The 22,907-nt window shown below is 60.2% G+C and carries 23 protein-coding genes; 9 read left to right on the top strand and 14 right to left on the bottom strand.

What is annotated here, in order from left to right:
- Positions 1 to 89: 89 nt before the first annotated feature.
- Both VWY75_RS19055 and VWY75_RS19050 read right to left on the bottom strand, forming a co-directional pair.
- Positions 90 to 791: a winged helix-turn-helix domain-containing protein gene (locus tag VWY75_RS19055; RefSeq protein ID WP_340546961.1), complete on the bottom strand. Its 702-nt coding sequence runs from the start codon at positions 789 to 791 to the stop codon at positions 90 to 92.
- Positions 763 to 1,068: a hypothetical protein gene (locus VWY75_RS19050; RefSeq protein ID WP_416537680.1), complete on the bottom strand. Its 306-nt coding sequence runs from the start codon at positions 1,066 to 1,068 to the stop codon at positions 763 to 765. The genes VWY75_RS19055 and VWY75_RS19050 overlap by 29 nt, the downstream gene beginning before the upstream one ends.
- Before the next feature lie 167 nt (positions 1,069 to 1,235).
- Between VWY75_RS19050 and VWY75_RS19045 the strand changes: the two genes are divergently transcribed.
- From VWY75_RS19045 to VWY75_RS19030, 4 genes are all read left to right on the top strand, one after another.
- Positions 1,236 to 1,733, top strand: coding sequence for a hypothetical protein (locus tag VWY75_RS19045; protein ID WP_340546959.1), 498 nt, complete (start codon positions 1,236 to 1,238; stop codon positions 1,731 to 1,733).
- A 111-nt stretch (positions 1,734 to 1,844) separates the two neighbouring features.
- Positions 1,845 to 2,462, top strand: a complete 618-nt coding sequence (locus tag VWY75_RS19040; RefSeq protein ID WP_340546958.1) for a ribonuclease HII — start codon at positions 1,845 to 1,847, stop codon at positions 2,460 to 2,462.
- 110 nt (positions 2,463 to 2,572) lie between these two features.
- Positions 2,573 to 3,676 (top strand): site-specific DNA-methyltransferase, encoded by a 1,104-nt coding sequence (locus VWY75_RS19035; protein ID WP_340546957.1) that lies wholly within the window; start codon positions 2,573 to 2,575, stop codon positions 3,674 to 3,676.
- Between the two features lie 179 nt (positions 3,677 to 3,855).
- Positions 3,856 to 5,232 (top strand): adenylate/guanylate cyclase domain-containing protein, encoded by a 1,377-nt coding sequence (locus VWY75_RS19030; protein WP_416537679.1) that lies wholly within the window; start codon positions 3,856 to 3,858, stop codon positions 5,230 to 5,232.
- 7 nt (positions 5,233 to 5,239) lie between these two features.
- On the opposite strand, the gene VWY75_RS19025 is transcribed toward VWY75_RS19030, so the two are convergent.
- On the bottom strand, positions 5,240 to 6,403 hold the full coding sequence (locus VWY75_RS19025; RefSeq protein ID WP_416537678.1) for an alkane 1-monooxygenase: 1,164 nt from the start codon (positions 6,401 to 6,403) through the stop codon (positions 5,240 to 5,242).
- 73 nt (positions 6,404 to 6,476) lie between these two features.
- Complete coding sequence (mutY, locus tag VWY75_RS19020) at positions 6,477 to 7,541, bottom strand: A/G-specific adenine glycosylase (RefSeq protein WP_416537677.1); 1,065 nt, start codon at positions 7,539 to 7,541, stop codon at positions 6,477 to 6,479.
- A gap of 84 nt (positions 7,542 to 7,625) precedes the next feature.
- Between mutY and VWY75_RS19015 the strand changes: the two genes are divergently transcribed.
- A complete protein-coding gene (locus tag VWY75_RS19015; protein WP_416537676.1) occupies positions 7,626 to 8,153 on the top strand; it encodes a DUF721 domain-containing protein in 528 nt (175 codons plus the stop codon).
- Positions 8,150 to 8,821 (top strand): DsbA family protein, encoded by a 672-nt coding sequence (locus tag VWY75_RS19010; RefSeq protein ID WP_416537675.1) that lies wholly within the window; start codon positions 8,150 to 8,152, stop codon positions 8,819 to 8,821. The genes VWY75_RS19015 and VWY75_RS19010 overlap by 4 nt, the downstream gene beginning before the upstream one ends.
- A 115-nt stretch (positions 8,822 to 8,936) precedes the next feature.
- Here the strand turns inward: VWY75_RS19010 and lpxK are convergent, their stop codons facing one another.
- From lpxK to VWY75_RS18985, 5 genes are all read right to left on the bottom strand, one after another.
- Positions 8,937 to 9,941, bottom strand: coding sequence for a tetraacyldisaccharide 4'-kinase (gene lpxK / locus VWY75_RS19005; RefSeq protein WP_340546951.1), 1,005 nt, complete (start codon positions 9,939 to 9,941; stop codon positions 8,937 to 8,939).
- The gene (locus VWY75_RS19000) at positions 9,928 to 11,124 is read right to left on the bottom strand and encodes a 3-deoxy-D-manno-octulosonic acid transferase (RefSeq protein WP_416537674.1); all 1,197 of its coding nucleotides are present in this window, start codon (positions 11,122 to 11,124) and stop codon (positions 9,928 to 9,930) included. Before VWY75_RS19000 ends, lpxK begins: the two co-directional genes overlap by 14 nt.
- Positions 11,125 to 11,153: 29 nt before the next feature.
- Positions 11,154 to 11,957 (bottom strand): inositol monophosphatase family protein, encoded by an 804-nt coding sequence (locus tag VWY75_RS18995; RefSeq protein WP_340546949.1) that lies wholly within the window; start codon positions 11,955 to 11,957, stop codon positions 11,154 to 11,156.
- On the bottom strand, positions 11,944 to 13,290 hold the full coding sequence (locus VWY75_RS18990) for a TldD/PmbA family protein (protein ID WP_416537673.1): 1,347 nt from the start codon (positions 13,288 to 13,290) through the stop codon (positions 11,944 to 11,946). Before VWY75_RS18990 ends, VWY75_RS18995 begins: the two co-directional genes overlap by 14 nt.
- A 123-nt stretch (positions 13,291 to 13,413) precedes the next feature.
- The gene (locus VWY75_RS18985) at positions 13,414 to 14,937 is read right to left on the bottom strand and encodes a DUF2125 domain-containing protein (RefSeq protein ID WP_416537672.1); all 1,524 of its coding nucleotides are present in this window, start codon (positions 14,935 to 14,937) and stop codon (positions 13,414 to 13,416) included.
- A 132-nt stretch (positions 14,938 to 15,069) separates the two neighbouring features.
- Between VWY75_RS18985 and VWY75_RS18980 the strand changes: the two genes are divergently transcribed.
- Entirely contained in the window at positions 15,070 to 15,819 is a 750-nt protein-coding gene (locus VWY75_RS18980; protein ID WP_416537712.1) for an SDR family oxidoreductase, read from the top strand.
- Positions 15,816 to 16,433, top strand: coding sequence for an enoyl-CoA hydratase/isomerase family protein (locus VWY75_RS18975; RefSeq protein ID WP_416534460.1), 618 nt, complete (start codon positions 15,816 to 15,818; stop codon positions 16,431 to 16,433). Before VWY75_RS18980 ends, VWY75_RS18975 begins: the two co-directional genes overlap by 4 nt.
- 11 nt (positions 16,434 to 16,444) lie before the next feature.
- Here VWY75_RS18975 and VWY75_RS18970 read toward each other — a convergent pair whose 3' ends face one another.
- Entirely contained in the window at positions 16,445 to 16,753 is a 309-nt protein-coding gene (locus VWY75_RS18970) for an HNH endonuclease (RefSeq protein WP_340546944.1), read from the bottom strand.
- Between the two features lie 90 nt (positions 16,754 to 16,843).
- Between VWY75_RS18970 and VWY75_RS18965 the strand changes: the two genes are divergently transcribed.
- Entirely contained in the window at positions 16,844 to 18,067 is a 1,224-nt protein-coding gene (locus tag VWY75_RS18965; protein ID WP_416537671.1) for a TIGR03862 family flavoprotein, read from the top strand.
- Here the strand turns inward: VWY75_RS18965 and VWY75_RS18960 are convergent.
- From VWY75_RS18960 to leuS, 4 genes are all read right to left on the bottom strand, one after another.
- Positions 18,040 to 18,630: a glutathione S-transferase family protein gene (locus VWY75_RS18960; protein ID WP_416537670.1), complete on the bottom strand. Its 591-nt coding sequence runs from the start codon at positions 18,628 to 18,630 to the stop codon at positions 18,040 to 18,042. The two genes, VWY75_RS18965 and VWY75_RS18960, sit on opposite strands and share 28 nt — an antisense overlap.
- A 119-nt stretch (positions 18,631 to 18,749) precedes the next feature.
- Positions 18,750 to 19,778: a DNA polymerase III subunit delta gene (gene holA, locus VWY75_RS18955; protein WP_340546941.1), complete on the bottom strand. Its 1,029-nt coding sequence runs from the start codon at positions 19,776 to 19,778 to the stop codon at positions 18,750 to 18,752.
- Complete coding sequence (lptE, locus tag VWY75_RS18950) at positions 19,775 to 20,317, bottom strand: LPS assembly lipoprotein LptE (RefSeq protein WP_416537669.1); 543 nt, start codon at positions 20,315 to 20,317, stop codon at positions 19,775 to 19,777. Before lptE ends, holA begins: the two co-directional genes overlap by 4 nt.
- Entirely contained in the window at positions 20,304 to 22,877 is a 2,574-nt protein-coding gene (gene leuS, locus VWY75_RS18945) for a leucine--tRNA ligase (RefSeq protein WP_416537668.1), read from the bottom strand. Before leuS ends, lptE begins: the two co-directional genes overlap by 14 nt.
- Between the last annotated feature and the right edge of the window lie 30 nt (positions 22,878 to 22,907).

Genomic DNA, 22,907 nt, shown 5'->3' with positions numbered 1-22,907 from the left:
GCTGCACAGGGAATTGATCCATTGGATAAGAGCAGAAGGCCCTGTCAGTATGCGGTGGCGGGATTGGTGATCTCCCTGCGCACGGGGGGTCACACCATGCGGATCACATCCTTGCTGATCGACAGGACATAGCCGCGCTTGGCGATATTCTTGACCAGAAGTTCGCTGACCATCTGATTGCCCAATGTATCGCGCAGCCGCTTTATCCGTGTCGCTCCTGCGGCCTCTTCGCAGTCAACAGAGGGGCGGCCAGATATCATCGCCTCGATCTCCGCACCGGAGAGGACATCGTCATCAAGCCGGGCCTCGGCCAGAACTGCGAGCGTTTCCATCGCTGCGGCGGTCAGTTTGAAGCCCATGGTATTGAGGTAGACGGTGTTTTCTTCGCGGCTGATCAGCAGTTCAGTCACTTGGATGCCTGCGCGTTCGATCTGGACCATGCGCCGGTTCAGCATGACCAGCATGGCCAGAACCACCAGCGCAGCCACCATCATCATGGTGGCAAAGACCATCAGCACAAAAATTACCATCCGATAGCTGGTCAGCGTATCGGCAAAGGCCGTGCCGGACTGGGCGAGGATCTCAAGCAGCTTGATCTCGGCCTGCGTGGTAAGGTCGTTTTCCACAAAGACCCGCTCGACCCTTGCGTTGAAAGCGTTGGCATCGGGAAGCGTCAGCAGCAGCACGGTACCGGCAATCGCCAGCAAGGCAACGATGGCAGTGATCCCCAATGCGATGACGCGGCTTCCCGCCGCGCGCACCTCAGAAACGGAGAAAATAGGGTCCGGCATCTGTTTTCCTTTGTTCCAGCCCGTCGGGACCAAAAATGGACAGAACATTGAGCAAGGTCCAGCCCGCTGCCAACAGCCGGTCGGAGATTTCGGCCTTGGCGGTCGACTTGCTGCAGCCGCCGCCAAGCTGGATCACGCCGTAATGAAGCCGCAGGGGGGCATCCTGTTTCGCCTTGTAATCGGCGTAACACTCGGCCGCTGCGGCCGGGCCCGTATCGCTGAGCATACCAATGGCAAGACCGGCAATCAGAGCCGTGGAGATAAGGAGGTTTTTCATACCCTCACACTGCGCATTTGTCGCGGGATATTCAATAACAACAGGCGATTGCGGGTGGTGATATTCGATAACAAGGCGCCGTTATTGCCTGTCCGCACGGTTCCGAACCAGGCTGATTGCATCGGTCATTTGGCCTCATGTTTTCAGAACTTCAGGAAGGACATCCCATGTTTCGCAGCAGTCGCATTGATGTAAATGCCAAACCGCATCGCAAATTCATCACGCTGATCGTTGCCGCAGCGGTCGCGGTGACCGGGTTTTCCGCAGCGCCTGCACGGGCGGACGAGGATGTTGCCAAGGTGCTGGCGGGTCTCGCCGTGCTTGGCATCATCGGTGCAATCGTGAAGAACAATCGCGATGATGATCAGCCACAGGTCACCCGTCCGCATCGTCCGTCACATGGCAAGCCGTATCGGCCTCATCATCCCAGACCGCTTCCGCCGCATGTTGCGCGCTATGATCTGCCGGCACAATGCGTGCGCTATTTCCCGCGCTACAGCCAAAGCCGGACTTTGATGGGGCAGGGCTGTCTGCGCAAACAGTACGGATTTGAGCACACCCTGCCGCGCGCCTGCCAGGTGACCTTCTGGAATGGCAAACGCAATCGTGTCGGCTATCGCCCGGATTGCCTCAAGGACCGCGGCTATCGCATTACCCGTCGCTGAGGTCGGCGGGACCTGGGTTCGAGCAGACTTAGGGGGCTTCGGCCCCCTCTTTTTTGCGCGGTATCTGCGGTCGGGCTTGAAACCCGGCTTAAAACCCGGTCAGACCAAGGGATGGATTATCCCGATTACACATTGGAAGCGGCCGCCCGTGCGCGTGGCCATATACGTATTGCAGGCGTGGATGAGGTTGGGCGTGGCCCGCTCGCCGGACCGGTGACCGCCGCTGCGGTCATCCTGGACGCCGACAATATTCCCGAGGGGCTGAACGATTCAAAGAAGCTAAGCGCCAAGCGGCGCGAGGCGGTCGAAGCGTCGATCTTTGCGCAGGCCGAGGTTGCGATTGCTCATGCCAGCGTCGAAGAGATTGATTCCCTGAACATTCTGCGCGCCTCGCATCTGGCAATGGAGCGGGCCGTTGCAGCCCTGGATCCGGCGCCGGATTATTTGCTGATCGATGGCAATCTGATCCCCAAGGGTCTGCTCCAGACGTCGGAGTTCGTGATCAAGGGAGACAGCAAATCAGTCTCCATCGCGGCGGCATCCATCGTGGCAAAACTGGCCCGTGACCGGATCATGGTGGATTTGGCGCAACAGTTTCCCGGCTATGGCTGGGAGAAAAACGCAGGCTACCCGTCCAAACAGCACCGCGACGCCCTGGTGAACCTGGGCGTGACCCCACATCATCGGCGTTCCTTTAAGCCTGTCCACAACATATTGTATCAAGAGTGAACCTCATCACCTTGTTCTAAAAAACAAATTGACCTCGAATCCACGATGACTCATCCTGTGGACAACCAAAATGAGCGCAAAAATGCGCCGTGGTTATCGAGGCAGAGCAAATGAACAAAACACTTACACGGGGCGCCGCGGCGCTCCCGCTAAACGCGATCCTTGACGGTGACTGTATCGACGTGATGTCCGGTCTGCCGTCAAATTCGATTGATCTGATTTTTGCGGATCCCCCCTATAACCTTCAGCTGAAGGGGCAATTGCATCGTCCTGACAACAGCAAGGTCGATGCGGTTGATGACCACTGGGATCAGTTTTCCAGCTTTGGCGTCTATGACGAGTTTACCCGTGCCTGGCTTAAACAGGCGCGCCGTATCCTGAAGCCAAACGGCTCCATCTGGGTGATCGGATCGTACCACAACATCTTCCGAGTCGGCACAGCGGTGCAGGACGAAGGCTTCTGGATCCTCAACGATGTGATCTGGCGCAAGTCGAACCCAATGCCGAATTTCCGTGGCAAGCGTTACACCAACGCGCATGAGACGATGATCTGGGCCTCAAAATCCGAAGGCGCAAAATATACCTTCAACTATGAGGCGCTGAAAGCGCTGAACGAAGGTTTGCAGATGCGTTCGGACTGGGTCATGCCGATCTGTACCGGCCATGAGCGGCTGAAGGATGAGGCCGGCAATAAGGCGCATCCGACGCAGAAACCCGAGGCGCTGCTGCACCGCATTCTCGTTGGCTCGACGAATCCGGGCGATGTGGTGTTGGACCCGTTCTTTGGCACCGGCACCACGGGCGCCGTGGCAAAGATGCTGGGCCGTGAATTTATCGGAATCGAGCGCGAAGCCGCCTACCGTGAAGTTGCCGAAAAGCGCATCAAATCCGTACGCAAGTTCGACCGCGAAGCGCTGCAGGTCTCTGCCAGCAAACGTGCCGAACCGCGCGTCCCCTTTGGTCAGCTGGTCGAGCGCGGCATGTTGCGCCCGGGCGACGAGCTTTATTCGATGAACCGTCGGCACAAGGCAAAAGTGCGCGCAGACGGCACGCTGATCGGCGACAATATCAAGGGATCAATTCATCAGGTCGGAGCGCATCTGGAAAACGCGCCCTCCTGCAATGGCTGGACCTACTGGTGTTTCAAGCGGGACGGAAAGACCGTGCCCATCGACGTGCTGCGCCAGCAGATTCGGGCAGAATTGCAAAACTGACCCCACCCTTTCACAACCTGTGTGAAACCGCAGGCGCTGTCGCATTGTCGACGGCGCCAACCTTGCCCCGCCGTCATGGCGGGGTCTTTTCGTTTCAGCGCTGTCGGTTCAAGGGGTGCATCCGTTGGCAGCTGCCGTTAGTTTGACGCAAGACCGGCGCCAATGGATGGATACATATCATGGCAGTAACCGCCTCCGCCCCCGCTCCTGCCTTGGATAGCGACGAAGCCATTTTCAGACAGGAGAGCCCCTATGCGCTGGATGCGCTAACAGAGCACAAACGCAATGGGCTGGAGCTTGCGGTGCGGGCGCGCTGGATCGCCATGGCCGTAACGGCGGTTTTTCTGATCTATGTGAACCCCAAATGGGATGTGCTGTATTATCACTTTATCCTTGCGTTGCTATGTCTGAACGGCTGGCTGATCCGCCGGGTTGGACGGGTTGGGCAATCACGGCTTGAGATGCTGCTGATTTTTGCCGATCTGTCGATCATGACCATCGGAATGGTTCTGCCAAATCCGCTGAGTGTCGACGATACGCCGCTGCCTATTCAGTATCGGTTTGGCAATTTCATCTATTTTTTCATCATACTTGCCGCGGGGACTCTGGCCTATTCCTGGCGCACGGTGGTTGCCATCGGCATCTGGACCGCAGTCATCTGGCTATTTGCGGCGATCATGGTCTGGTGGCTGACGGATCCGGTGCCCGGCCTGACCGAACGGGTGCTTGAGGTTGTGGGCTATGATCCGACCATGGCTGAATTTCTCGATCCGAACAGCTTTCTCCTGCATCAGCGCCTGCAGGAGGTTATCGTGTTCTTTCTGGTGGCAGTGACGCTGGGTATATCCTCAAAACGGCTTTACGCGCTGATCCAGAATAATGCTGGTCTTGAGCGTGAACGGGCCAATCTGTCACGGTATTTCTCGCCCAATGTGGTGCAGCAGCTGTCGCAAAATGATGAACCGCTGAAGCAGACCCGCCGTCAGGACGTGGCCATTCTGTTTATTGACATTGTCGGGTTCACCCGCCTGGCGGCCGAGCGCGACGCCTATCAGGTGATTGACCTCTTGCGCGATTTTCATGGCCGCATGGAAAAGGAGGTGTTCCGTCATCACGGCACGCTGGACAAGTATCTGGGCGATGGTTTGATGGCGACCTTTGGTACACCGCTGGCTGGTCCGAGGGACGCAAGTAACGCCCTGGCTTGCGGGCGGGCCATGCTGGCGTCGGTAGCGGACTGGAATGCCGAGCGACGCCGCTACGGCGAGGCAGAAATCCGCGTTGGCATCGGTGTTCACTATGGTGAGACGGTGATTGGCAATATCGGCGCAAACCGGTTGGAATATGCGGTGATCGGTAACGCGGTGAATATTGCAGCCCGACTGGAGGAGCGCACCCGCGAGATGAACGCTCAGATGGTGATCAGCGAGACCCTGCGGCAGCGTGTGGAGGACGAAGGCGGCGCCAGAGATCTGCAAGCAGGTTTCGTGCAGCACGGCGCATCTGAACTGCGTGGGCTGACCCGACCGATGACACTATGGGCGCTGCCCCGCTAGGTGTCCGCTAGGCGCGCGGGCCTGCCGGTGTCGGGTCGGGGCGGTCTTCGTGGCAACGGGCCGTATTGTAGGCGCTCCAATCGGTGATGTCAGGATAATACATCTGCCGCCAGCGCCGCACTCGCGGGTTCATGATCCGCCGCCACAGCGGTGGTATCATCGCCGCAACTGTCATGACCGGATAGCCGTAGGGTAGCTGGGGAGCATCGGCTGATGTGTGGTTCTGAAGCAGGGGAAAGCGACGATCGGGTTTGTAGTGGTGGTCGGAATGGCGTTGCAGGTTAATCAACAGCCAGTTTGACGCCTTATGGGCTGCATTCCACGAATGGCGCGGCATCACCGGCTCAAATTTACCCCCGCCCAGATATTTGCGCGTAAGACCGTAGTGTTCAACGTAGTTCACCAGTTCCAGCTGCCAGATCGCGACACCGGCCTGGACCAGGAACAATCCTACGCCGAGCATCCCGCCCAGCACAAAGGCCATCAGCAGAAACGCGGCTTGCAGCGCCCAATAGCGAAAGAACGGGTTGCGCCGGTCAGTCCAAGGTAGGTTGCGGCGCGCCAGTTGTACTCTCTCAGCCCGAAACGCAGACCGCCAGCATTGCCACAGAACACGCGGATAGAAACGATGGAAGCCCTCGTTGTAGCGCGCTGTGACCGGATCGCGGGGTGTGCCGACATGGCGATGATGCACGAGCAGATGCTCGGATCTGAAGTGAGAATAGAGCACCATTGCCAGCAGGATATCCGCCAGCCAACGCTCCAGTCTGCTCTTCTGGTGCATCAATTCGTGGCTGTAGTTGATCCCTATTGTGCCGCTGAGGACGCCAACACCGAAGAATACCCCGAATTTCTCCGCTCCCGAGAGATGATCGGCGCCAGGCACGTAGATTAGCATGGCAATCAGGAGCAGGACCTGCACCGGAACCCAGGCAATGGTCAGTGAGGAATACCAATGAAGATCCTCTTCGGGTGTGAGCGGATCCGCGTTTTCAAGATTAAGCCCGAAGACCCCGTCCAATGCCGCAAAGAGGTACCAGGTGACGAAGGGAGGCAGCAGGATGAGCCAGCCACCATAAAGAGCGGCGAGCCCGACCAGCGGCACCAGCAGAAAGGACAACCAATAGGGCAGGGCGGCCTGCCAGCTGCGCAGAGTCTCGGCGGATATCATTCCAGTACAGCCTCATTCAGGTCGGGCGTGTTCGTGGTCGACTATGCGCCCTGCCCGGATAAAAGAGAAGGCATCAGCGCCCCTTCCAGAGATCGAAGGCCTTGCGCATCACCGTCGGCAGGTCGGTGGGTTTGAAGTCATGTCGTTTTATCACGCGCTGACTGTCCTGCGGTGTGAAACCCGGTGGCAGCTCCGCCAGCATGACCTGCAGGACCAGGTGAAAATGGGTGAAGGTGTGACGCACCTCCGCCCCGAGATCCTGCCAATCGGCCTCAAACGGTGGGGCTGGGGCCGGATCGTCGTTCCAATCGCTGCCCGGCCAGCCCAGCATACCGCCCAGCAACCCCTTGTCCGGGCGCTGCTCCAGCAACCAGTCGCCATCGCAGCTGCGTGCCAGATAGACGATGCCAAGGCGGGTTGGCTTGGGTTTCTTGGGGGTTTTCTTTGGCAGTTCCAGAGCTGTGCCAGCCGCACGGGCAGCGCAGGGGCTGCGCCATGGGCAGATGCCACAGGCCGGATTGCGCGGTGTGCAGATCGTCGCGCCGAGATCCATTACCGCCTGAGCGTGGTCGCCCGGGCGCATCGCTGGGGTCAAGGCTGCAGCTTTCTCTTTCAGCTGGGGTTTGGCCGCTGGCAGGGGAGTATGGATATCGTAAAGCCGCGCCATCACCCGCTCGACATTGCCGTCCAGCACGGTTTCCGGGCGGTCAAATGCGATCGCCGAAATGGCGGCGGCGGTATAGGGGCCGATGCCGGGTAGGGCGATCAGCCCGTCATAGGTATTCGGAAAGGTGCCACCGTGTTCCTCGGCCACCACGCGCGCGCATTTCAGCAGATTGCGTGCCCGTGCGTAATACCCAAGACCTGCCCATTCCCCCATGACATCTGCATCCGCCGCCGCCGCGAGATCCGCCACCGTCGGCCAGCGGCTGGTGAACCGGTGGAAGTAGTCCTTGACGGCAGCCACAGTGGTTTGTTGCAACATGACCTCGCTCAGCCAGATGCGGTAGGGATCGGGCCAGATACCGGCGGCGCGATCCGACGGGCTGACACGCCAGGGCAGGCTGCGCGCGTGCTGGTCGTACCAGTCCAGCAAATCACGGCTCTGCGGGTGGCTCTCGCTGTTGAGGTCACGCATTCTTTATCCTTTATGGCCCGGTTTCGCTGGTTCTCGCATGGCAGCCCTTTACAATAGGGCGAGCAGTCTAGCAAAACCACGGTCATGGCAGTGCAACGGACAAAATCTCGCGGGTTCAAGCGAACATCGCAGCTTCTGAACGATCAGATTCGCAAAGCCGGCGAAAGCCGGGGCTTTGCGGTGTCGCGCCTGCTCACCCATTGGGAAGAAATTGCCGGTCCCGACATCTCCTCTATCGCGCGCCCGGTCAATGTGCACTACGGGCGCGGTGGATTTGGAGCGACGTTGACGTTGTTGACCACCGGTGCCCATGCGCCGATGCTGGAAATGCAGAAAGAGCCTCTGCGCTGCAAGGTGAACGCGGTTTACGGCTATAACGCAATTTCCAAGGTCCGGATTACTCAGACCGCGCCCACTGGCTTTGCCGAGGGGCAGGTTTCCTTTAAATACGCTCCGAAGGTCCGCAAGCCCCAGGCGCCTGATCCGCAGGACGTGGCGGCGGCAGCCGAGGCTGCGACCGGGGTCGAAAGTGAAGAATTGCGCGCAGCGCTTGAACGGCTTGGGCGCAACGTGCTGACGAAACAGAAAACTCTTAGAAAGGGGTATGAATGACCCGTTTGATGTCCGGCATCTTTGCCTCCGCTGTCGTTGCGGCGGGTGTCTATGGTTATGCCGCATTGCAAGGCGGCACCTCTCTGCCCGGCAACCCGCTGGTTGGGGCGGCCTACGCGCAAGATGCAGAGGTTGATACCTCCACCATCGTCGAGATGGTGCAAGGTGCCGAAGATGCTCCGGTGACGCTGATTGAATATGCGTCCTATACCTGTCCGCATTGCGCGAATTTCCACCAGGGTGCGTACAAGCAGCTGAAGCAGGATTACATCGACACCGGAAAGGTGAAGTTCATCTACCGCGAGGTCTATTTCGATCGCTATGGCCTTTGGGCGTCGATGATTGCGCGCTGTGGAGGACCTGAGAAGTTCTTCGGGATCAGCGACCTGATCTACAAGGGGCAATCTGATTGGGCCCGAGCGGGTGGCGCGACTGAAATCGTTGATGCGCTGCGCAAGATCGGGCGGCTCGCAGGTCTGGAAGAGGAACAGCTGGAGGTCTGTCTTCAGGATGGGACCAAGGCCCAGACCCTCGTCAACTGGTATCAGGAAAATGCGACAGAGCATGGCATCGAGTCCACGCCGTCGTTCATCCTGAACGGCAAGAAAGTGGAAAATCAGTCTTATGAGGCGTTCAAAGCGCTGATCGACGCCGAACTCGACGGCTGATACCCCTTCCTTTGGGAAAATGTAGATAGGAAAACCCGCCCGGTGACCGTGGCGGGTTTTTTTGCAATCTGCTGCCAGACTGGATGAGAGTGCACCGCGTCTTCTTGCCCGAGTGTTATGGAGGCGGTGGAGCGACCTTGCGGATTTGGGCCAGAAGCGCTTCATCGTTGTCGATCTGCAGGCGCACCGGTAGCGTGATCACCTTGTTGCGAAAACTCTCCGGCAGCCGGACCGCGTCTTTTTCGGTGGTGACCATCTGGGCACCGATCAGCTTGGCTTCGGTTTCCAGCCGGGACATCAGGGCAGTGGACAGGGGTTGATGATCGTCCAACGCTTCACTACGGCGCAGATCCGCGCCAAGGTCACGCAGCGTCTCGAAGAATTTCCGTGGATGGCCAATTCCTGCGAATGCCAGCACCGGCGTCCCCTGCCAGGGCATTCCGGTTTTCAAAGGCTCCAGTGCGCCGGAGTAATGTTGGCATGTCGTCAGGGCATCGCTCCAGGCTGACTGGAACCGTGCCTGCGCCTCGGTTCGGCCCAGCGACAATACCAGATCGGCGCGCGCAAGGCCCGTAGCCACCGGCTCACGCAGTGGACCGGCGGGCAGGCAATGGCCATTGCCAAACCCACGCTCCGCGTCGACGACGACCACGGAAAGATCCTTGTGAACACTCGGGTTCTGAAAGCCGTCATCGAGCAGTATGACTGTGGCACCAGCCGCGGCAGCCGCCTGCGCACCAGCGGCGCGATCCTCAGCTTTCCAGACCTCTCCAAAGGCCGCCAGGAGCAGGGGTTCGTCGCCAACCTGACTGGCGCGATGACGGCCCGGATCGACCTGCACAGGACCGGGCAGAGAGCCACCATAGCCACGGGTCACCACATGTGGCTCATGCCCCATATCCCTGAGCCGTTCGAGAAACCAAATGACCGTTGGCGTCTTGCCGGTGCCACCGGCGTTGATGTTGCCGACACAGATCACCGGAACAGCCACCCGTAGCGCGGCGCCCTGCGCCAGGCGTCTGGCGGTGGCATATGCGTAGATCCGGCCAAGCGGCGCCAGCAAGGTCTTGCGAATATCGAAGTCTCCGGCGGGCTTGTGCCAGAAGTCAGGAGCTTTCATATCGGTCCTCTCGCTTGTCCAGCAACTCCTGGACGCGATCCATAAGGTGGTCGGTCATATCGGCGCCTTCTGTGACGATCTGCCAGCCGGCAAGCGCCATCTCCGCCGCCCGATCAGGGGCCGACAGGCTGAGCACGCCCTGCGCAAGATCTTCGGCATCGTTGATTTTCAGCGCGGCGCCAACCTCTGTCAGCCGCTCATATAAGGCAGCATATGTGCCAAGACCCGGCCCATGCAGGATCGCCGACCCGAGTGCTGCGGCATCCAGCGGGTTCTGTCCGCTTGCGTGGCGGGGCAGACTGCCGGCCAGCAGACACAGTGGCGAAAGCCGGTACCAGAGACCGGTGTCATCGGAAGAGCTGAGCAGGACTTGAGTGTATTCATCAGGCTCTTCGCCGCTGTCCCAATCGGCCAGCTGCAGGCCGCTGGCGATGATCGCATCGCGGGCCTCTGCGAGGTCCTGTTCATCGCGGATCGCGATTACCAGAAGCAACCGATGCAAAAGCCGCAGTACGCTGCGATGTGCCGTCAGGATGGTTGGTAGATCACCCAGCTCGGTCTGCGCAGAGAACCAGACCGGACGGCTCCCCAGCTGGGCCTGCATATGGGTAAGCTCATCGCTGTTGCAGCCAGGGGGCGTGGCCGACAACCGCAGGGGATTGGTCTGTTGGATCCGATCTGCAGCGACACCGAGCCGGAGCATCTGCGCTCGGGCCTCATCTGACGGGGTCATGATTTCGCTGAAGCGGTCGAAAAGCCGACGGCGCTGGTCCGGCAACCAACGACTGGTGCGATCGGGCAATTCTCTCGCTTCGATATCAACCAGTAGGCTGTCGATCTGACGTTCGCTCATCTGGCGCATCAGTCCACGACGGAGGTCTCCCCCCGACCAGATAAGCAGATCGGGGCGCCAGTGATCGAGAAACATCCGCACGTCGGCCGGGGTGTCATCCGGCGGTGGTCCCGCAGCGAGGTCGCAGCCCTCGACCAGTGGCCTGTTCGTGATGTCGCGGCTCCACGTCACCAAAACAGACAGATCGGGTCGAAGCGATTTCATACGGTTCCCGACATCGCCGAGAGCCATGTACCGCTCTGTCGTGGAGGCGTGGATCCACAGCACTTCGCCTGCGGGACGGGCAGGCCAGCGGAGGCTGCGGTCGGATGCGGCGGAAGGTCTCGACATGGCTACGGTTTTCCTGCTGCGCGCGGCTGTCAGAGCGGGCGAAGGCCGGGACCCTTCGGATCGAGCGCGGCAATCAGTTGTTCGTGCAGTCGCGGCGGCGCAGCGACAACGCCGTTGAGCGTAGGGTGAGGGTTGTTGAACCGCAAGCCGACGCCGAACCTGTCGCTGCACAGCCCTCCGGCCTCGCGCAGGATCAGGTCACCCGCTGCGATGTCCCATTCCCAACTGGGGCGCAGGGTCAGCATGGCATCAAAGCCCGCATCCGCGACCCGCGCCATTCGGTAGGCAAGCGAAGGGCGATGACTGCGATTGAACGCGGGTACAATGCCATTGTGCCAGTGTTCGGGGTCCTGCAGCGGTCTTGCCGCCAGAACATTTGCGGCGTTGAGGTCATCCTGTCGGGAAACCTCGACTGCTGTGCCATTGCAGGTCGCGCCTTGTCCAAGTGCTGCGCAATACATCAGCTCGCGCTGGGGCAGGTAGATGACTGCCGCCGTGATCGTCCTGTTATGCGCAACCGCCAGCGAATGGGCCCAGGTCCGAGATCCTTCGGCGAAACTGCGGGTGCCGTCGATAGGATCGACGATAAAGATCTTTTCACGGTTCAGACGTGTGCTGGTGTCTTCGCTTTCTTCAGACAGCCAGCCATAATCCGGGCGGGCGCCGGGCAGCACGTCGGCAAGCAGCTCGTTGACGGCGATATCAGCTTCCGTCACTGGCCCGCCACCGTCTGGTTTCTCCCATTTCTGCGCTTCGGGCCCAGAGTAGCGACAGGCGATATCGCCTGCCTGCTCTGCTGCGCGGATCAGCAGGGAAAGATCAGTTTCCGGCAAGGGTCATCCCCTCGACCAGCAATGAGGGCACAATGCGGGACAGATGGGTTCGCGCGTCATTGGCTGGAACAATACCGCGCAGCATGTCGCGCAGATTGCCTGCAATCGTGCATTCATTGACGGGATAGGCAATCTCACCGTTTTCCACCCAGAAACCGGCGGCCCCGCGAGAATAATCGCCGGTATTCGGGTTGATGGTGGATCCAATCATCGACGTGACCAGAAGGCCGGTGCCCATATTGGCAATCAGATCGGCGCGGCTATCGGGACCTTGGGTCAGCGCGATATTCCACTGCGATGGGGATGGCACCGAGCCGACACCGCGTGCCGCGTTGCCAGTGCTTTGCATTTCCAGCTTGCGGGCCGATGCGAGATCGAGCGTCCAGCCGGTCAGCATCCCGTTGTCGATAATGGCGCGGCGCTGCGTCGGCAGGCCTTCGCCATCGAAAGGACGCGATCCGGCAATCCGGGGGCGAAAGGGATCTTCCGTGACGCTCAGATGCGTCGGCAGAATCTGATCTCCCAGAGCGTCCTTCAGCCAGGAGGACCCGCGGGCGATGCTCGCACCGTTCACCGCAGCCAAAAGATGGCCGATCAGAGAGGACGAGACGCGTTCGTCGAACAAAACCGGGTAGCTGCCGGTTTCCGGTTTGCGAGCGCCCAGCCGTTCGACTGCGCGCTCACCAGCCTGTCGTCCGATGTCATCAGCCGGCCGCAGATCTGCCTGGAAGGTTCGGGAGTCGCCGTCATAGTCACGTTCCATGCCGGTTCCGCTTCCTGCGATGGCGGTACAGGAGATCGAGCGGCTGCTGCGTTGGTAGCCACCGGAAAACCCGTTGGTCGCGGCCATATGGACCTTATGGCTGCCGTATCCGGCCGCCGCAGATTGTACCTGGGTTACCCCCGAAACGCCGAGGCCAGCCGCCTCAGCCGCCAGTGCATCCTCTTGCAAGGTGGCAGGGGCCGGTTCGTCGCTGGGATCAAAGAGCTCCAGCGCGGCGAGATCCCAATTCTGCGCAAGCTGGTGCGGTTCGGCCAGACCGGCATAGGGGTCCTCGGGGGCCTCGCGTGCCATGGCGACAGCGCGTTCCGCCATGGCCGTCAGGGTTTCGTCCCGCATGTCCGAGGCCGAAACGCAGGCCTGACGTTGCCCGACAAAGACCCGCAGGCCCAGATCCACCCCTTCGGACCGCTCGGCATGTTCCAGCGTGCCCTGACGCACTTCGATGGAGAGAGAGCTGCCTTCTGCCACCATCGCGTCGGCGGCATCGGCCCCTGCCTTGCGGGCGGCATCAAGAAGAGCGTGGCTTAGGCTTTCGGGGGTCTGGGTCATGGGCACCTACATGGGTTGAACATCACCTAGAGCTAGCCAGCGCAGCGAGAGGCTGCAAGGGCGCAGACAAAAAAAGGGGCCGCAATTTGCGGCCCCGATCATCCAGTCAGTCAGGTGCTGTGGTTACTTGATGCGCTGGCCGTTGGCCTTGATCTGACCATCCTCTGACACTTCGATCTTGGAGGTCAGCGTGTCCTCGCCATCGCCGGGAACCGCCAGCATGCCCATCATCATGCGCGCGCCCATGGCGTCGCTGTCCGAAACCAGACCCATTCCGATCAGCTTGTCCAGCAGCGTGTTGGCGCCCGTCAGCGTCAGGTTTGCCTCACCAGAAGGTGCCGGCATGCCGTCGAAGCTTTCCAGATCGTCATTGTTGAAGGCAAAATCCCCGGTGCCGGTCAGTTTTGCGCCTGCTACGGAGACTTCGAGCGCATTGACGGTCAGCGCGTGCAGCTCACCCGGCGCCTGTTCGCCGTTTTCCACCTCAGCCATGGCTTTCGGGTCAAAGAAATCGAAGGCCAGTTTTGCCTTGCCTGCCAGATCCAGTGCAACGGTTGCGGGATCGTGAGGCAGGGCACCGGTGGGATCCACCATACCCCAGAGCATTTCCGGCACGTCAAAGTCGCGCAGCAACACACCGAGGGCGAAATCCTGCTCTTCGTCGGATTGAGCAATCGGCATGGTCAGTTTGAAGGCGGCTTCGGCCATGGACAGCGCCAGCGGGAACGGCAGGTCCGAGCTGGTGATATTGGTTTCGGTGCGATTCTGTTTGACGTCATAGGTCAATCCGTCGAGACCCATGCTGAAGCCAATTGCTCCGCCTTCTGAGTTGCTATCCAGCGCAAAGGTATCGGTACCATCCTGGCCGCTGATTGCGCTGTTGCCACTTACAAAGTCAAATGTACCTTCAGCGTTGAAGCCACCGCGCAGCAGCGCCGCCATATCGTTGGTTTCCAGCCCTTCGGGAACAATTGTCGTGCCCGCGAAGCGCACACCCTGCATCGCCCCTTTGAAAGAGCCGCCATCGTTGGTTTCAGGCACCTTGATCGTCGCGTCAAAGTTCAGCGATTCACTGGTCATTGTCTGGTTGTAGGCGCGGACGTCAGAGTTGGTCATGACCGTTTTTGTCACAACATCCGCCAGCGTCATGGTCAGCTGTACGGTTTCGGCAGGGATGTCTTCGTCCGGGATCTTCAGATCCGTCAGCGAGATTTTCATCAAGCTGCTGGCATAATCATAGGTCATCTCATCCGCGTCGCCGGAAACCAGCATCGGGCTGCCGTCGTGGGTGTAAACAATGGTCCCGCTGGCGACACCCTCTGGGCCGTCCATTTTGAACATCATCGGCATGTCTGCGGGCAGCATGATATTGACTGTGCCATCACCGTTTTCGACGAACTTGATGTCGGGGAGGGTCAGCGTGCCGCTGGTGTTTTCCTCCATGATTGGCATGGCCATAGAGATGTCAGAGACGGTCAGCGTATCGCCGGACATAGTCTCGGTGCCATTCACCGTATAACCGGTGGCCGTCATGTAGGACTTCCAGTCCGACCAGACATCTTTTGCCGTTACATCTGCCAGGGCCGCCTGCGCAGAAAACGCCATAACAATCGCAACACCGCTGCTGCGGGCGAGGAAAACGGACATAAGTATACCTTTCGTGGTCTATTTTGCGCCATGGTTGGCCGGAGGAGGTGCCGGGTCAAGGGGGCATCCCACTGGACCGTTCCCCCTAACCAGTCTACCACATTTCAAAACAGGGATTTGGAGATTAATAGTATGGAGATCAAGGGCAAGACAGTTGTGATAACCGGCGCGAGCCGGGGTATCGGTGCCGATACGGCCCGTGTGTTTGCCGCTGCCGGGGCCAATGTGGCCTTGCTGGCAAGGAGTGAAGACAGCCTCGCCGAGCTGGCAAAAGAGATCGGCGGAAAGGTGCTGACCTTCGCCTGTGACGTGGCCGACTACCAGGCTGTAGCGGCCGCTGTCGCGCAAACCGAGGCGCAGTTTGGGCGGATTGATATACTGATCAACAATGCCGGTGTGGTCGATCCGATTGCCCGTCTTGAAGCGGCCGATCCTGGCGACTGGGCCCGGCTGATCGACATCAATGTGAATGGTGTATTCAACGGAATGCGTGCGGTCCTGCCGGGGATGAAAGCAGCGGGTGGTGGAACAGTCCTGACCGTCAGCTCGGGTGCTGCGCATAACCCGGTGGAAGGCTGGAGTGCCTATTGCGCCTCCAAGGCGGCTGCCGCGATGCTGACCCGGTCCCTGCATCATGAAGAAGCGGCAAATGGGATTCGCGCCATGGGGCTGTCTCCGGGCACCGTAGCAACGGAAATGCAGCGGGTGATCAAGGCCAGCGGCGTCAATCCAGTCAGCCGGTTGGATTGGTCAGATCATATTCCGGCCGAGTGGCCGGCACGGGCTCTGCTGTGGATGTGCAGCGCGGCGGCGGACGACCTGGTCGGAACCGAAATCTCGTTGCGTGATGAGGGCATCCGCAAGCAGGTCGGCCTGACATGATCGACCTCGACATCGGAGAGGACGGTCTTTGGACGGTCACCTTGAACCGGCCGGACAAGGCCAACGCATTGACCGTTCAAATGCTGGAGCAGCTCTGCGATATCGCGGCCCGCGCGCAGGGCGCGCGTGGGCTGATCATCACGGGGGCTGGCCGTGTTTTCAGCGCCGGTGCGGATCTGGATGCGGCGCGGGCCGGTCTCGCCACATCGCCATTGTGGGAGCAGCTGTCGGGAGCCATTGCCGACCTTCCCTGTCTTACCATTACGGCGTTGAACGGCACTTTGGCGGGCGGGGCAAATGGGATGGCACTGGCCTGCGATCTGCGAATCGCCGTGCCAACTGCGAAGGTGTTTTACCCGGTCATGAAGCTTGGCTACCGCCCGCAACCCTCTGACGCGCGGCGCATGTCGGCGTTGATCGGTCCGGCGCGCACGAAGCTGATCCTGGCCGCTGGACAGAAGATCTCCGCCGAGGAGGCGCAGCAGTTTGGGTTGATAGACCGGATCGTGCAGCCTGAGGACTTGATGGAGACAGCCCGTGACCTGATGGCGGATAGCCTCGCGGCTGAGATGGATATGGCGCAGGCGATCCTGTCCGATTGCACACGGGTCTAAACGCCGCCTTGTCAGCGTTTCCGCCGTCCTCCCGGTACCCGCGACTGAAAGGACGGCGGGCGCTTTTGCACCCAGGCGATGAATTTTGCCAGCCGGGGATGTTGGCGCAGGGCTTCGACCGTATGGAAGGACCGCGCCAGTTCCGCTTCGCTGAGCGCCGAATGGATTTCCTTGTGGCAGATGTGATGCAGCAAAACCGTTGGTCCGCCCTTACCGCCCTTCAGCTTTGGGATCAGGTGATGCAGGCTTTGTGCGACCTCTCTTGGGATCGGACGGTGGCACAGCGGGCATATGGGATCGGCGTCGGCAGACGGTGACATTGGCGCAGTCTCTGAGTATGGCTGGTTCAACCGTAGGACATGCGCCTGTGTCGGTCATCGGCAAGGGCAAGCGCGCAAGGAACCGTCTATTTGGGACAGGAACTGGAAAACTGGGACGCCGTGATCATCGGTGCTGGACCTGCGGGTTTGCGGGCTGCCGAAGAGCTCGGGGCAGCTGGTCACCGGACGCTTATAGTCGATGCCAAACCCTCGGTTGCCCGAAAATTCCTGATGGCCGGTAAATCGGGCCTCAACCTGACGAAAGACGAACCACGTTCGATGCTGCTCAGCCACTATGGCGCGGGGGCGGACTGGCTGGCGCCGATGATCGCGGAATGTGATGCGGCAGAGGTGATGGATTGGGCGACGGGGTTGGGCAGCACCTTGTTCACGGGCACCACAGGACGGGTTTTCCCCAGCGAAATGAAAGCCTCTCCGCTGCTGCGGGCGTGGCTGGCCCGGTTGGACGGATACGGGGTGGAGCGCCGCACCCGCTGGCGCTGGCTGGGGTGGCAAGGTGACGCTCTGCAGTTAGACACACCGGACGGCCTGCGGCAGGTCACGGCCGGGGCGACAGTTCTGGCCATGGGGGGCGCCAGCTGGGCACGACTGGGATCCGACGGCCGCTGGGCGGAGACACTGGCCGCCGACGCTGTGCCGCTTGCACCCTTCCAGCCCGCCAATGCCGGGCTCTTGATCCCTTGGTCAGATCACATGGCCCAGCATTTTGGCGAACCACTAAAGGGTATCGCATTATGCGCCGGTGCGGTTCGCACCCGTGGTGAGGCGGTGATCTCCCGGCAAGGGCTCGAAGGGGGAGGGGTTTATATGGTCTGCGCCGCTGTGCGCGAGGGCGCAGCGCTGCATATGGATCTGCTGCCCGATCTGTCGCTGGATCAGGTCATCGCACGTCTGACCCGCCCGCGCGGCAAATCCAGTTTGTCGACCCATCTGCGCAAGGTACTGAAACTGACACCGCCGCGTCTGGCGGTGATGCAGGAATTCGCGCGCCCATTACCAGCGGAGCCGGAGACGCTGGCCCGGCTGGTGAAGGCTGTGCCGATCCGCCATGCCGGGCTGAGGCCGATGGATGAGGCGATTTCCACCGCTGGCGGTGTTCAGGCCCGGGCTGTTGATTCAGGATTGATGTTGCATGCGCGTTCCGGCGTGTTCTGCGCCGGGGAAATGCTCGACTGGGAAGCCCCAACGGGAGGGTATCTGCTGACCGCCTGCCTGGCGACAGGGCGTTGGGCGGGGCGGTCAGCCGTTGACTATCTGGCCGGTAGTTACGCTACCGATGCTGCTACCGCCTGAAAGGCGGGACGTGCGCGCATGCGCTTGCTATAGGCCAGAAGGAGTTCGCTCTCGATTGGGAACTTGGCGCTATAGGCCCAGTTCAGGCAATGGGTGCAGATGATGTCAGGTATGGTGAACTCCTCGCCCATCAGAAATGGACCAGCCATCATGTTTTCAAGCCGCGCGAGATTGCGGGAAAATTCCCACTTCAGACTGTCTTTGACCTCGGGCACTCGTTTGTCTTCGGGCAGAATGAAACTGTGGCGCGCCCCGGTCCACAGCAAAGCGTCCAGCTCGTCCAGAAGAAGATGTGTCATTGCATCCTGCTTTGCCCGCGCAATCGTGCCGGCAGGGGCGGTCAATTGCCCGTGCTTGTCCGCCAGATAGGTGATGATCGCTGTCGAATCGGTGATCACATCGTCCCCGTCCTTGAACACAGGGACCTTGCCGGAGGCGTTGAGGGCTAGAACCTCCTCGCTTTGCGGAGAGGCCGGGTTCAGCTCATAGGGCTGGCCCATTTCCTCAAGCGCCCAAAGCACGCGGTAACTGCGGGTCAGCTGTTTGCCGATAACGGTGTACATTTCGAGATCTCCCTGCGGTTTCTGTCCGAAACGGAACCGGGTTCCGGCTGTGGGGTCAAGCCATTCTCAAGCAGCCGTGATCTGGACGCAGCGTCTGGACCCGCCCGACAGCCAAGGGCTCACCCGACGCGGCTGAGACGCGCCAGTTGGATCAAGGCGCGTTCCATCAACGCAAGAGCCGGTGCGGTCTGTCCGGCTGAGCGCAGCTGTAGATCGGTATCGGTCAGCAGGGTCAGCGCAGTTTCAAGTTTGAAAGCGCCCCAGCTCTGGGCCTGTCGCAGAAGCCGGTCGCGACGTTTTCCGTAGGCCGGCGGCCGCAAGCGCCCGATGCCCTGTGCTGGACCTCCGGGATCGGAGGCAATTGTGTAGAGGGTCCGAAAATGCCGGGTCGCGCCAATGCAAAGCGTTACGGCGTTGGTGCCCTGTGCCTGCAGACGACCCATGAGCGGGCCAATTTCGGCACCGCGCCCCTCTGCCACGATATTGAGCATATCATCGACTGCAGCTTCGGTGGATTGCGGCGCGATCGCCTGAATGTCTTCGAGCGTCAGCTGCGTGCTGTCCTCGTATTTGTAGAGTGCAAGTTTCTCAACCATGCGGGAGAAATCACCGGGTCCAATATCATTCGCGATATCGACCAGCGCAGACATACTGTCCACAGGGACGTCACGGATCCGGGCTTCGATCAGGATACGTTCGATTTCGCTGCGTGATGGCGGATCATCATAGATCCCCGTGGCATAGGCGTTCCGGTGATTTTCAAAAGCCTTGCGCAGCTTGGACGTTGCCTTCAATTGTCCGGCCGTCACCACAATCTGCGCGTCGCCCGGCTGCCAGGCCTCAAGCGCTGCGATAATAGCTGGTGCTGCGGTGTCATTGGCTTCTTCGACAAATACCGCGCGGATGCCGGGAAAGAACCCTACGGCCTTGACCGCATCCATCAACAGGGCTGCGTCCTTGCGTAGATCCGCAGCCGACATCCGCGTCAGACGCATCTCTTCTTCTGCGGTTGGTCCCAGGAGCGCTGCCAGCATCTGCTGTCGCTTCAACGACACCCGCATGGCGTCGGGGCCGTAGATCAACAGGCCTGTCTTCGCCGGATCCGGTTTGGCGAAATATCCGTCCGCCTCGCGTGGGCTCAGTTTCATTTGGAAGCAGCCGGGGTCTGGCTCCTGCCGGTCTGGCCGAGATCAGCCGTGCTCAGCAGATCAGTCGTGATCTGATCCGCGAGGATCATCATGAGCCGCCGGTGAGCATCACGTTCACCGGCAAGAGTTTCAACAGTGGTTCCGGTTGCGGAATAGCCGGTGAAATTCTCGACGTCACCACTGGCGACGATGGTGCCATCGGACTGCCGTGTCAGCACATAGGCTGCCTGCCCGACGATGGAATAGCGGGTGATTTCATTGTCGGCAGTGATCGCCTGACCTTCGCTTCGGGTGCGCAGTTTCAGGTCCAGCGCATAATCTGCACCAGACCCGCGTCCCAACCGGCTTTCGAGATTCTGGACCAGGAAATAGGCGTCGGTATCATCCGTAGCGCCCAGCGTTTCCGGGGCTTGCACCCTTACCGCGCCATAAAGCACGGATCCGCTGCCACCGGGCGCGTAAACCGGAGTGAAACCGCAGGCCGCCACCAACAAAGAAGCGGCCAATGCGATGAGGTATTTTGGCCTACGCCACGACATTCACAATCCGACCCGGCACGACAATCACCTTCTTAGGAGCGGCGCCATCCAGCGCCTTTTGCACAGCTTCATGCGCGAGGGCGATTTTTTCAACCTCATCCTTGCCGAGGTCCTTGGCAACGGTGATTTCACCGCGGCGTTTGCCGTTGACCTGAATCGGCAGGGTGACGCTGTCTTCCACCAGCATCGATTCATCCGCAACCGGCCAAGGGGCAGTTGCGCACAGGCCTTCGCCCCCCTGATGGTTCCAGATGTCCTCAGCCAGATGCGGCGTCATCGGAGACATCAGCTGGGCCAGTGTCATGATCGCCTGCTTCTGCGCGGCAGCCCCGGCCTTGGATTTGGCAAGGGTGTTGGTGAAGCTATAGAGCTTCGCAATCGCCGCATTGAAACCAAAGGTTTCGATGCTGAGGGTAACATCGCGGATTGCCTTATGCATATCGCGCAGCAGCTCATCGTCGCCCTCACCGCCAGCGCTCGGGTCCATCTCGCCGATGCGATCGCAGAGATTCCAGACGCGGTTCAGGTGCTTATGCGCGGCTTCTGCGCCAGAGGCCGTCCATTCCACATCTCGTTCAGGCGGTGAGTCGGAGAGCACAAACCAGCGTGCGGTATCCGCCCCATAAGACGAAATGATGTGCAGCGGATCGACAACGTTGTTTTTGGATTTCGACATCTTGGCCGAGGGGATGACCTTGACCGTTTCGCCGGTTTCCTTGACCACAACCGCACCGTCGCGCTCCTCGACCTCTTCCGGGTAGTGGTAGATTGGGCGGTCATTCTCAGTGCGGCGTTCCGCGTTTTCATAGATTGCATGTGTCACCATGCCTTGAGTGAACAGCGCGTCAAAGGGTTCCTTTGCCTTCTCGGGCAGGTGACCGCAGATCTGCATGGCACGGGCAAAGAAGCGCGAATAAAGCAGATGCAGAATCGCGTGCTCGACGCCGCCGATATACTGATCGACGTTCATCCAGTAGTTGGCATCCTCCATCCGAATCGGTGTTTCGGCGTCGGGCGCGGTGAAACGGGCGAAATACCACGACGAATCAACGAAGGTATCCATTGTGTCGGTTTCGCGCTGCGCAGGCTTGCCACAGGCAGGGCAGGCACAGTTGCGCCAGCTGGGATGACGATCCAGCGGGTTGCCGGGGATCGAGAAGTCAATCGCCTTGCCGTCTTCGTCATAGGGCAGCGCGATGGGCAGGTTTTCCTTCTTCTCCGGTACCACGCCGCAGTCCGGGCAATGCACCACGGGAATCGGGCAACCCCAGTAGCGCTGGCGCGACAGACCCCAGTCGCGCAGGCGGAATTTGGTGACACCTGCACCCCAGCCTTCGCGTTCGGCCTTGTCGACGGCGGCATTTACGGCCTCTTCACCAGTTTGCTCATCCGCACCGGCGAAGCCTTTGACATAGCGAACCTTCTCGGCCTTGGTCGGGACATAGGCCTCGGTCAAGGGGCTGTCATCTTCAGGGTTCTGGAACACCGGAATGATGGGCAGGCTGTATTTGGTCGCGAATTCGAAGTCGCGCTGGTCATGTGCAGGGCAGGCAAAGATCGCGCCGGTGCCGTAGTCCATCAGAATGAAGTTCGCGATCCAGACCGGCAGCTCCCAATTCGGATCCAGCGGATGCTTCACGCGGATACCGGTGTCATAGCCCAGCTTCTCGGCGGTCTCGATGGCCTCTTCGGTCGTGCCCCCCTTGCGGCATTCGGCGACAAAGGCGGCGACTTCTTCCGAGTCGGCTTCCAGCGCCTTGGCAATCGGGTGATCGGGAGAGATGCCCACGAAAGATGCACCGTTCAGCGTATCGGGGCGGGTTGTGTAAACCTCGATCGGATCGCCGCCATCGCTGCGGGTAAAGCTGAACTGAAGGCCGCAGGATTTTCCGATCCAGTTCTCCTGCATCAGACGCACCTTGGCGGGCCAGTTTTCCAAAGTGTCCAGCGCGGTCAGCAGCTCATCCGAATAATCGGAGATCTTGAAGAACCACTGCGTCAGCTCGCGGCGCTCGACCAAGGCGCCGGAGCGCCAGCCTCGGCCGCCTTCGACCTGCTCGTTCGCCAATACGGTCATGTCGACCGGATCCCAGTTCACCACGGCATTTTTGCGGTAGACCAAACCTTTTTCGAGGAAATCGAGGAACAGAGCCTGCTGCTGGCCATAGTAGGATTCGTCGCAAGTGGCGAACATCCGCGACCAATCCAGCGACAGGCCCAGCGGTTTCATCTGTTCGACCATCGTGTCGATATTCGCGTAGGTCCAGTCCTTGGGGTGACCGCCGCTGGCCATCGCGGCGTTTTCAGCGGGCATACCAAAGGCATCAAACCCCATCGGGTGCAGTACGTTATGGCCGGTCGACAGTTTGTAGCGCGCGATCACATCGCCCATGGTGTAATTGCGCACGTGCCCCATGTGCAGTTTGCCCGATGGATAGGGGAACATCTCCAAGACGTAATACTTCGGTTTGTCAGCGGAGCGTTTCGCCTGAAAGATCCCGGCTTTTTCCCATGCGTCCTGCCAACGCGCTTCGATTTCCGGGGCAACATAACGGGGCATCAGAGCTGTCCTTCGTAGATAAAAACGCCA

Origin of the sequence: Phaeobacter sp. JH20_08 (assembly GCF_048056635.1) — a bacterium.
Lineage (GTDB): Bacteria > Pseudomonadota > Alphaproteobacteria > Rhodobacterales > Rhodobacteraceae > Phaeobacter > Phaeobacter bryozoorum.
Note: the sequence above shows the minus strand (reverse complement) of the source record. Positions and strands in the feature narration are given on the sequence as shown.

Coding starts and splice junctions, on each gene's coding strand:
- VWY75_RS19055 (WP_340546961.1), bottom strand. CDS start 791: ATGCCGGACCCTATTTTCTCCGTTTCTGAGGTGCGCGCGGCGGGAAGC.
- VWY75_RS19050 (WP_416537680.1), bottom strand. CDS start 1,068: ATGAAAAACCTCCTTATCTCCACGGCTCTGATTGCCGGTCTTGCCATT.
- VWY75_RS19045 (WP_340546959.1), top strand. CDS start 1,236: ATGTTTCGCAGCAGTCGCATTGATGTAAATGCCAAACCGCATCGCAAA.
- VWY75_RS19040 (WP_340546958.1), top strand. CDS start 1,845: ATGGATTATCCCGATTACACATTGGAAGCGGCCGCCCGTGCGCGTGGC.
- VWY75_RS19035 (WP_340546957.1), top strand. CDS start 2,573: ATGAACAAAACACTTACACGGGGCGCCGCGGCGCTCCCGCTAAACGCG.
- VWY75_RS19030 (WP_416537679.1), top strand. CDS start 3,856: ATGGCAGTAACCGCCTCCGCCCCCGCTCCTGCCTTGGATAGCGACGAA.
- VWY75_RS19025 (WP_416537678.1), bottom strand. CDS start 6,403: ATGATATCCGCCGAGACTCTGCGCAGCTGGCAGGCCGCCCTGCCCTAT.
- mutY (WP_416537677.1), bottom strand. CDS start 7,541: ATGCGTGACCTCAACAGCGAGAGCCACCCGCAGAGCCGTGATTTGCTG.
- VWY75_RS19015 (WP_416537676.1), top strand. CDS start 7,626: ATGGCAGTGCAACGGACAAAATCTCGCGGGTTCAAGCGAACATCGCAG.
- VWY75_RS19010 (WP_416537675.1), top strand. CDS start 8,150: ATGACCCGTTTGATGTCCGGCATCTTTGCCTCCGCTGTCGTTGCGGCG.
- lpxK (WP_340546951.1), bottom strand. CDS start 9,941: ATGAAAGCTCCTGACTTCTGGCACAAGCCCGCCGGAGACTTCGATATT.
- VWY75_RS19000 (WP_416537674.1), bottom strand. CDS start 11,124: ATGTCGAGACCTTCCGCCGCATCCGACCGCAGCCTCCGCTGGCCTGCC.
- VWY75_RS18990 (WP_416537673.1), bottom strand. CDS start 13,290: ATGACCCAGACCCCCGAAAGCCTAAGCCACGCTCTTCTTGATGCCGCC.
- VWY75_RS18985 (WP_416537672.1), bottom strand. CDS start 14,937: ATGTCCGTTTTCCTCGCCCGCAGCAGCGGTGTTGCGATTGTTATGGCG.
- VWY75_RS18980 (WP_416537712.1), top strand. CDS start 15,070: ATGGAGATCAAGGGCAAGACAGTTGTGATAACCGGCGCGAGCCGGGGT.
- VWY75_RS18975 (WP_416534460.1), top strand. CDS start 15,816: ATGATCGACCTCGACATCGGAGAGGACGGTCTTTGGACGGTCACCTTG.
- VWY75_RS18970 (WP_340546944.1), bottom strand. CDS start 16,753: ATGTCACCGTCTGCCGACGCCGATCCCATATGCCCGCTGTGCCACCGT.
- VWY75_RS18960 (WP_416537670.1), bottom strand. CDS start 18,630: ATGTACACCGTTATCGGCAAACAGCTGACCCGCAGTTACCGCGTGCTT.
- holA (WP_340546941.1), bottom strand. CDS start 19,778: ATGAAACTGAGCCCACGCGAGGCGGACGGATATTTCGCCAAACCGGAT.
- lptE (WP_416537669.1), bottom strand. CDS start 20,317: ATGTCGTGGCGTAGGCCAAAATACCTCATCGCATTGGCCGCTTCTTTG.
- leuS (WP_416537668.1), bottom strand. CDS start 22,877: ATGCCCCGTTATGTTGCCCCGGAAATCGAAGCGCGTTGGCAGGACGCA.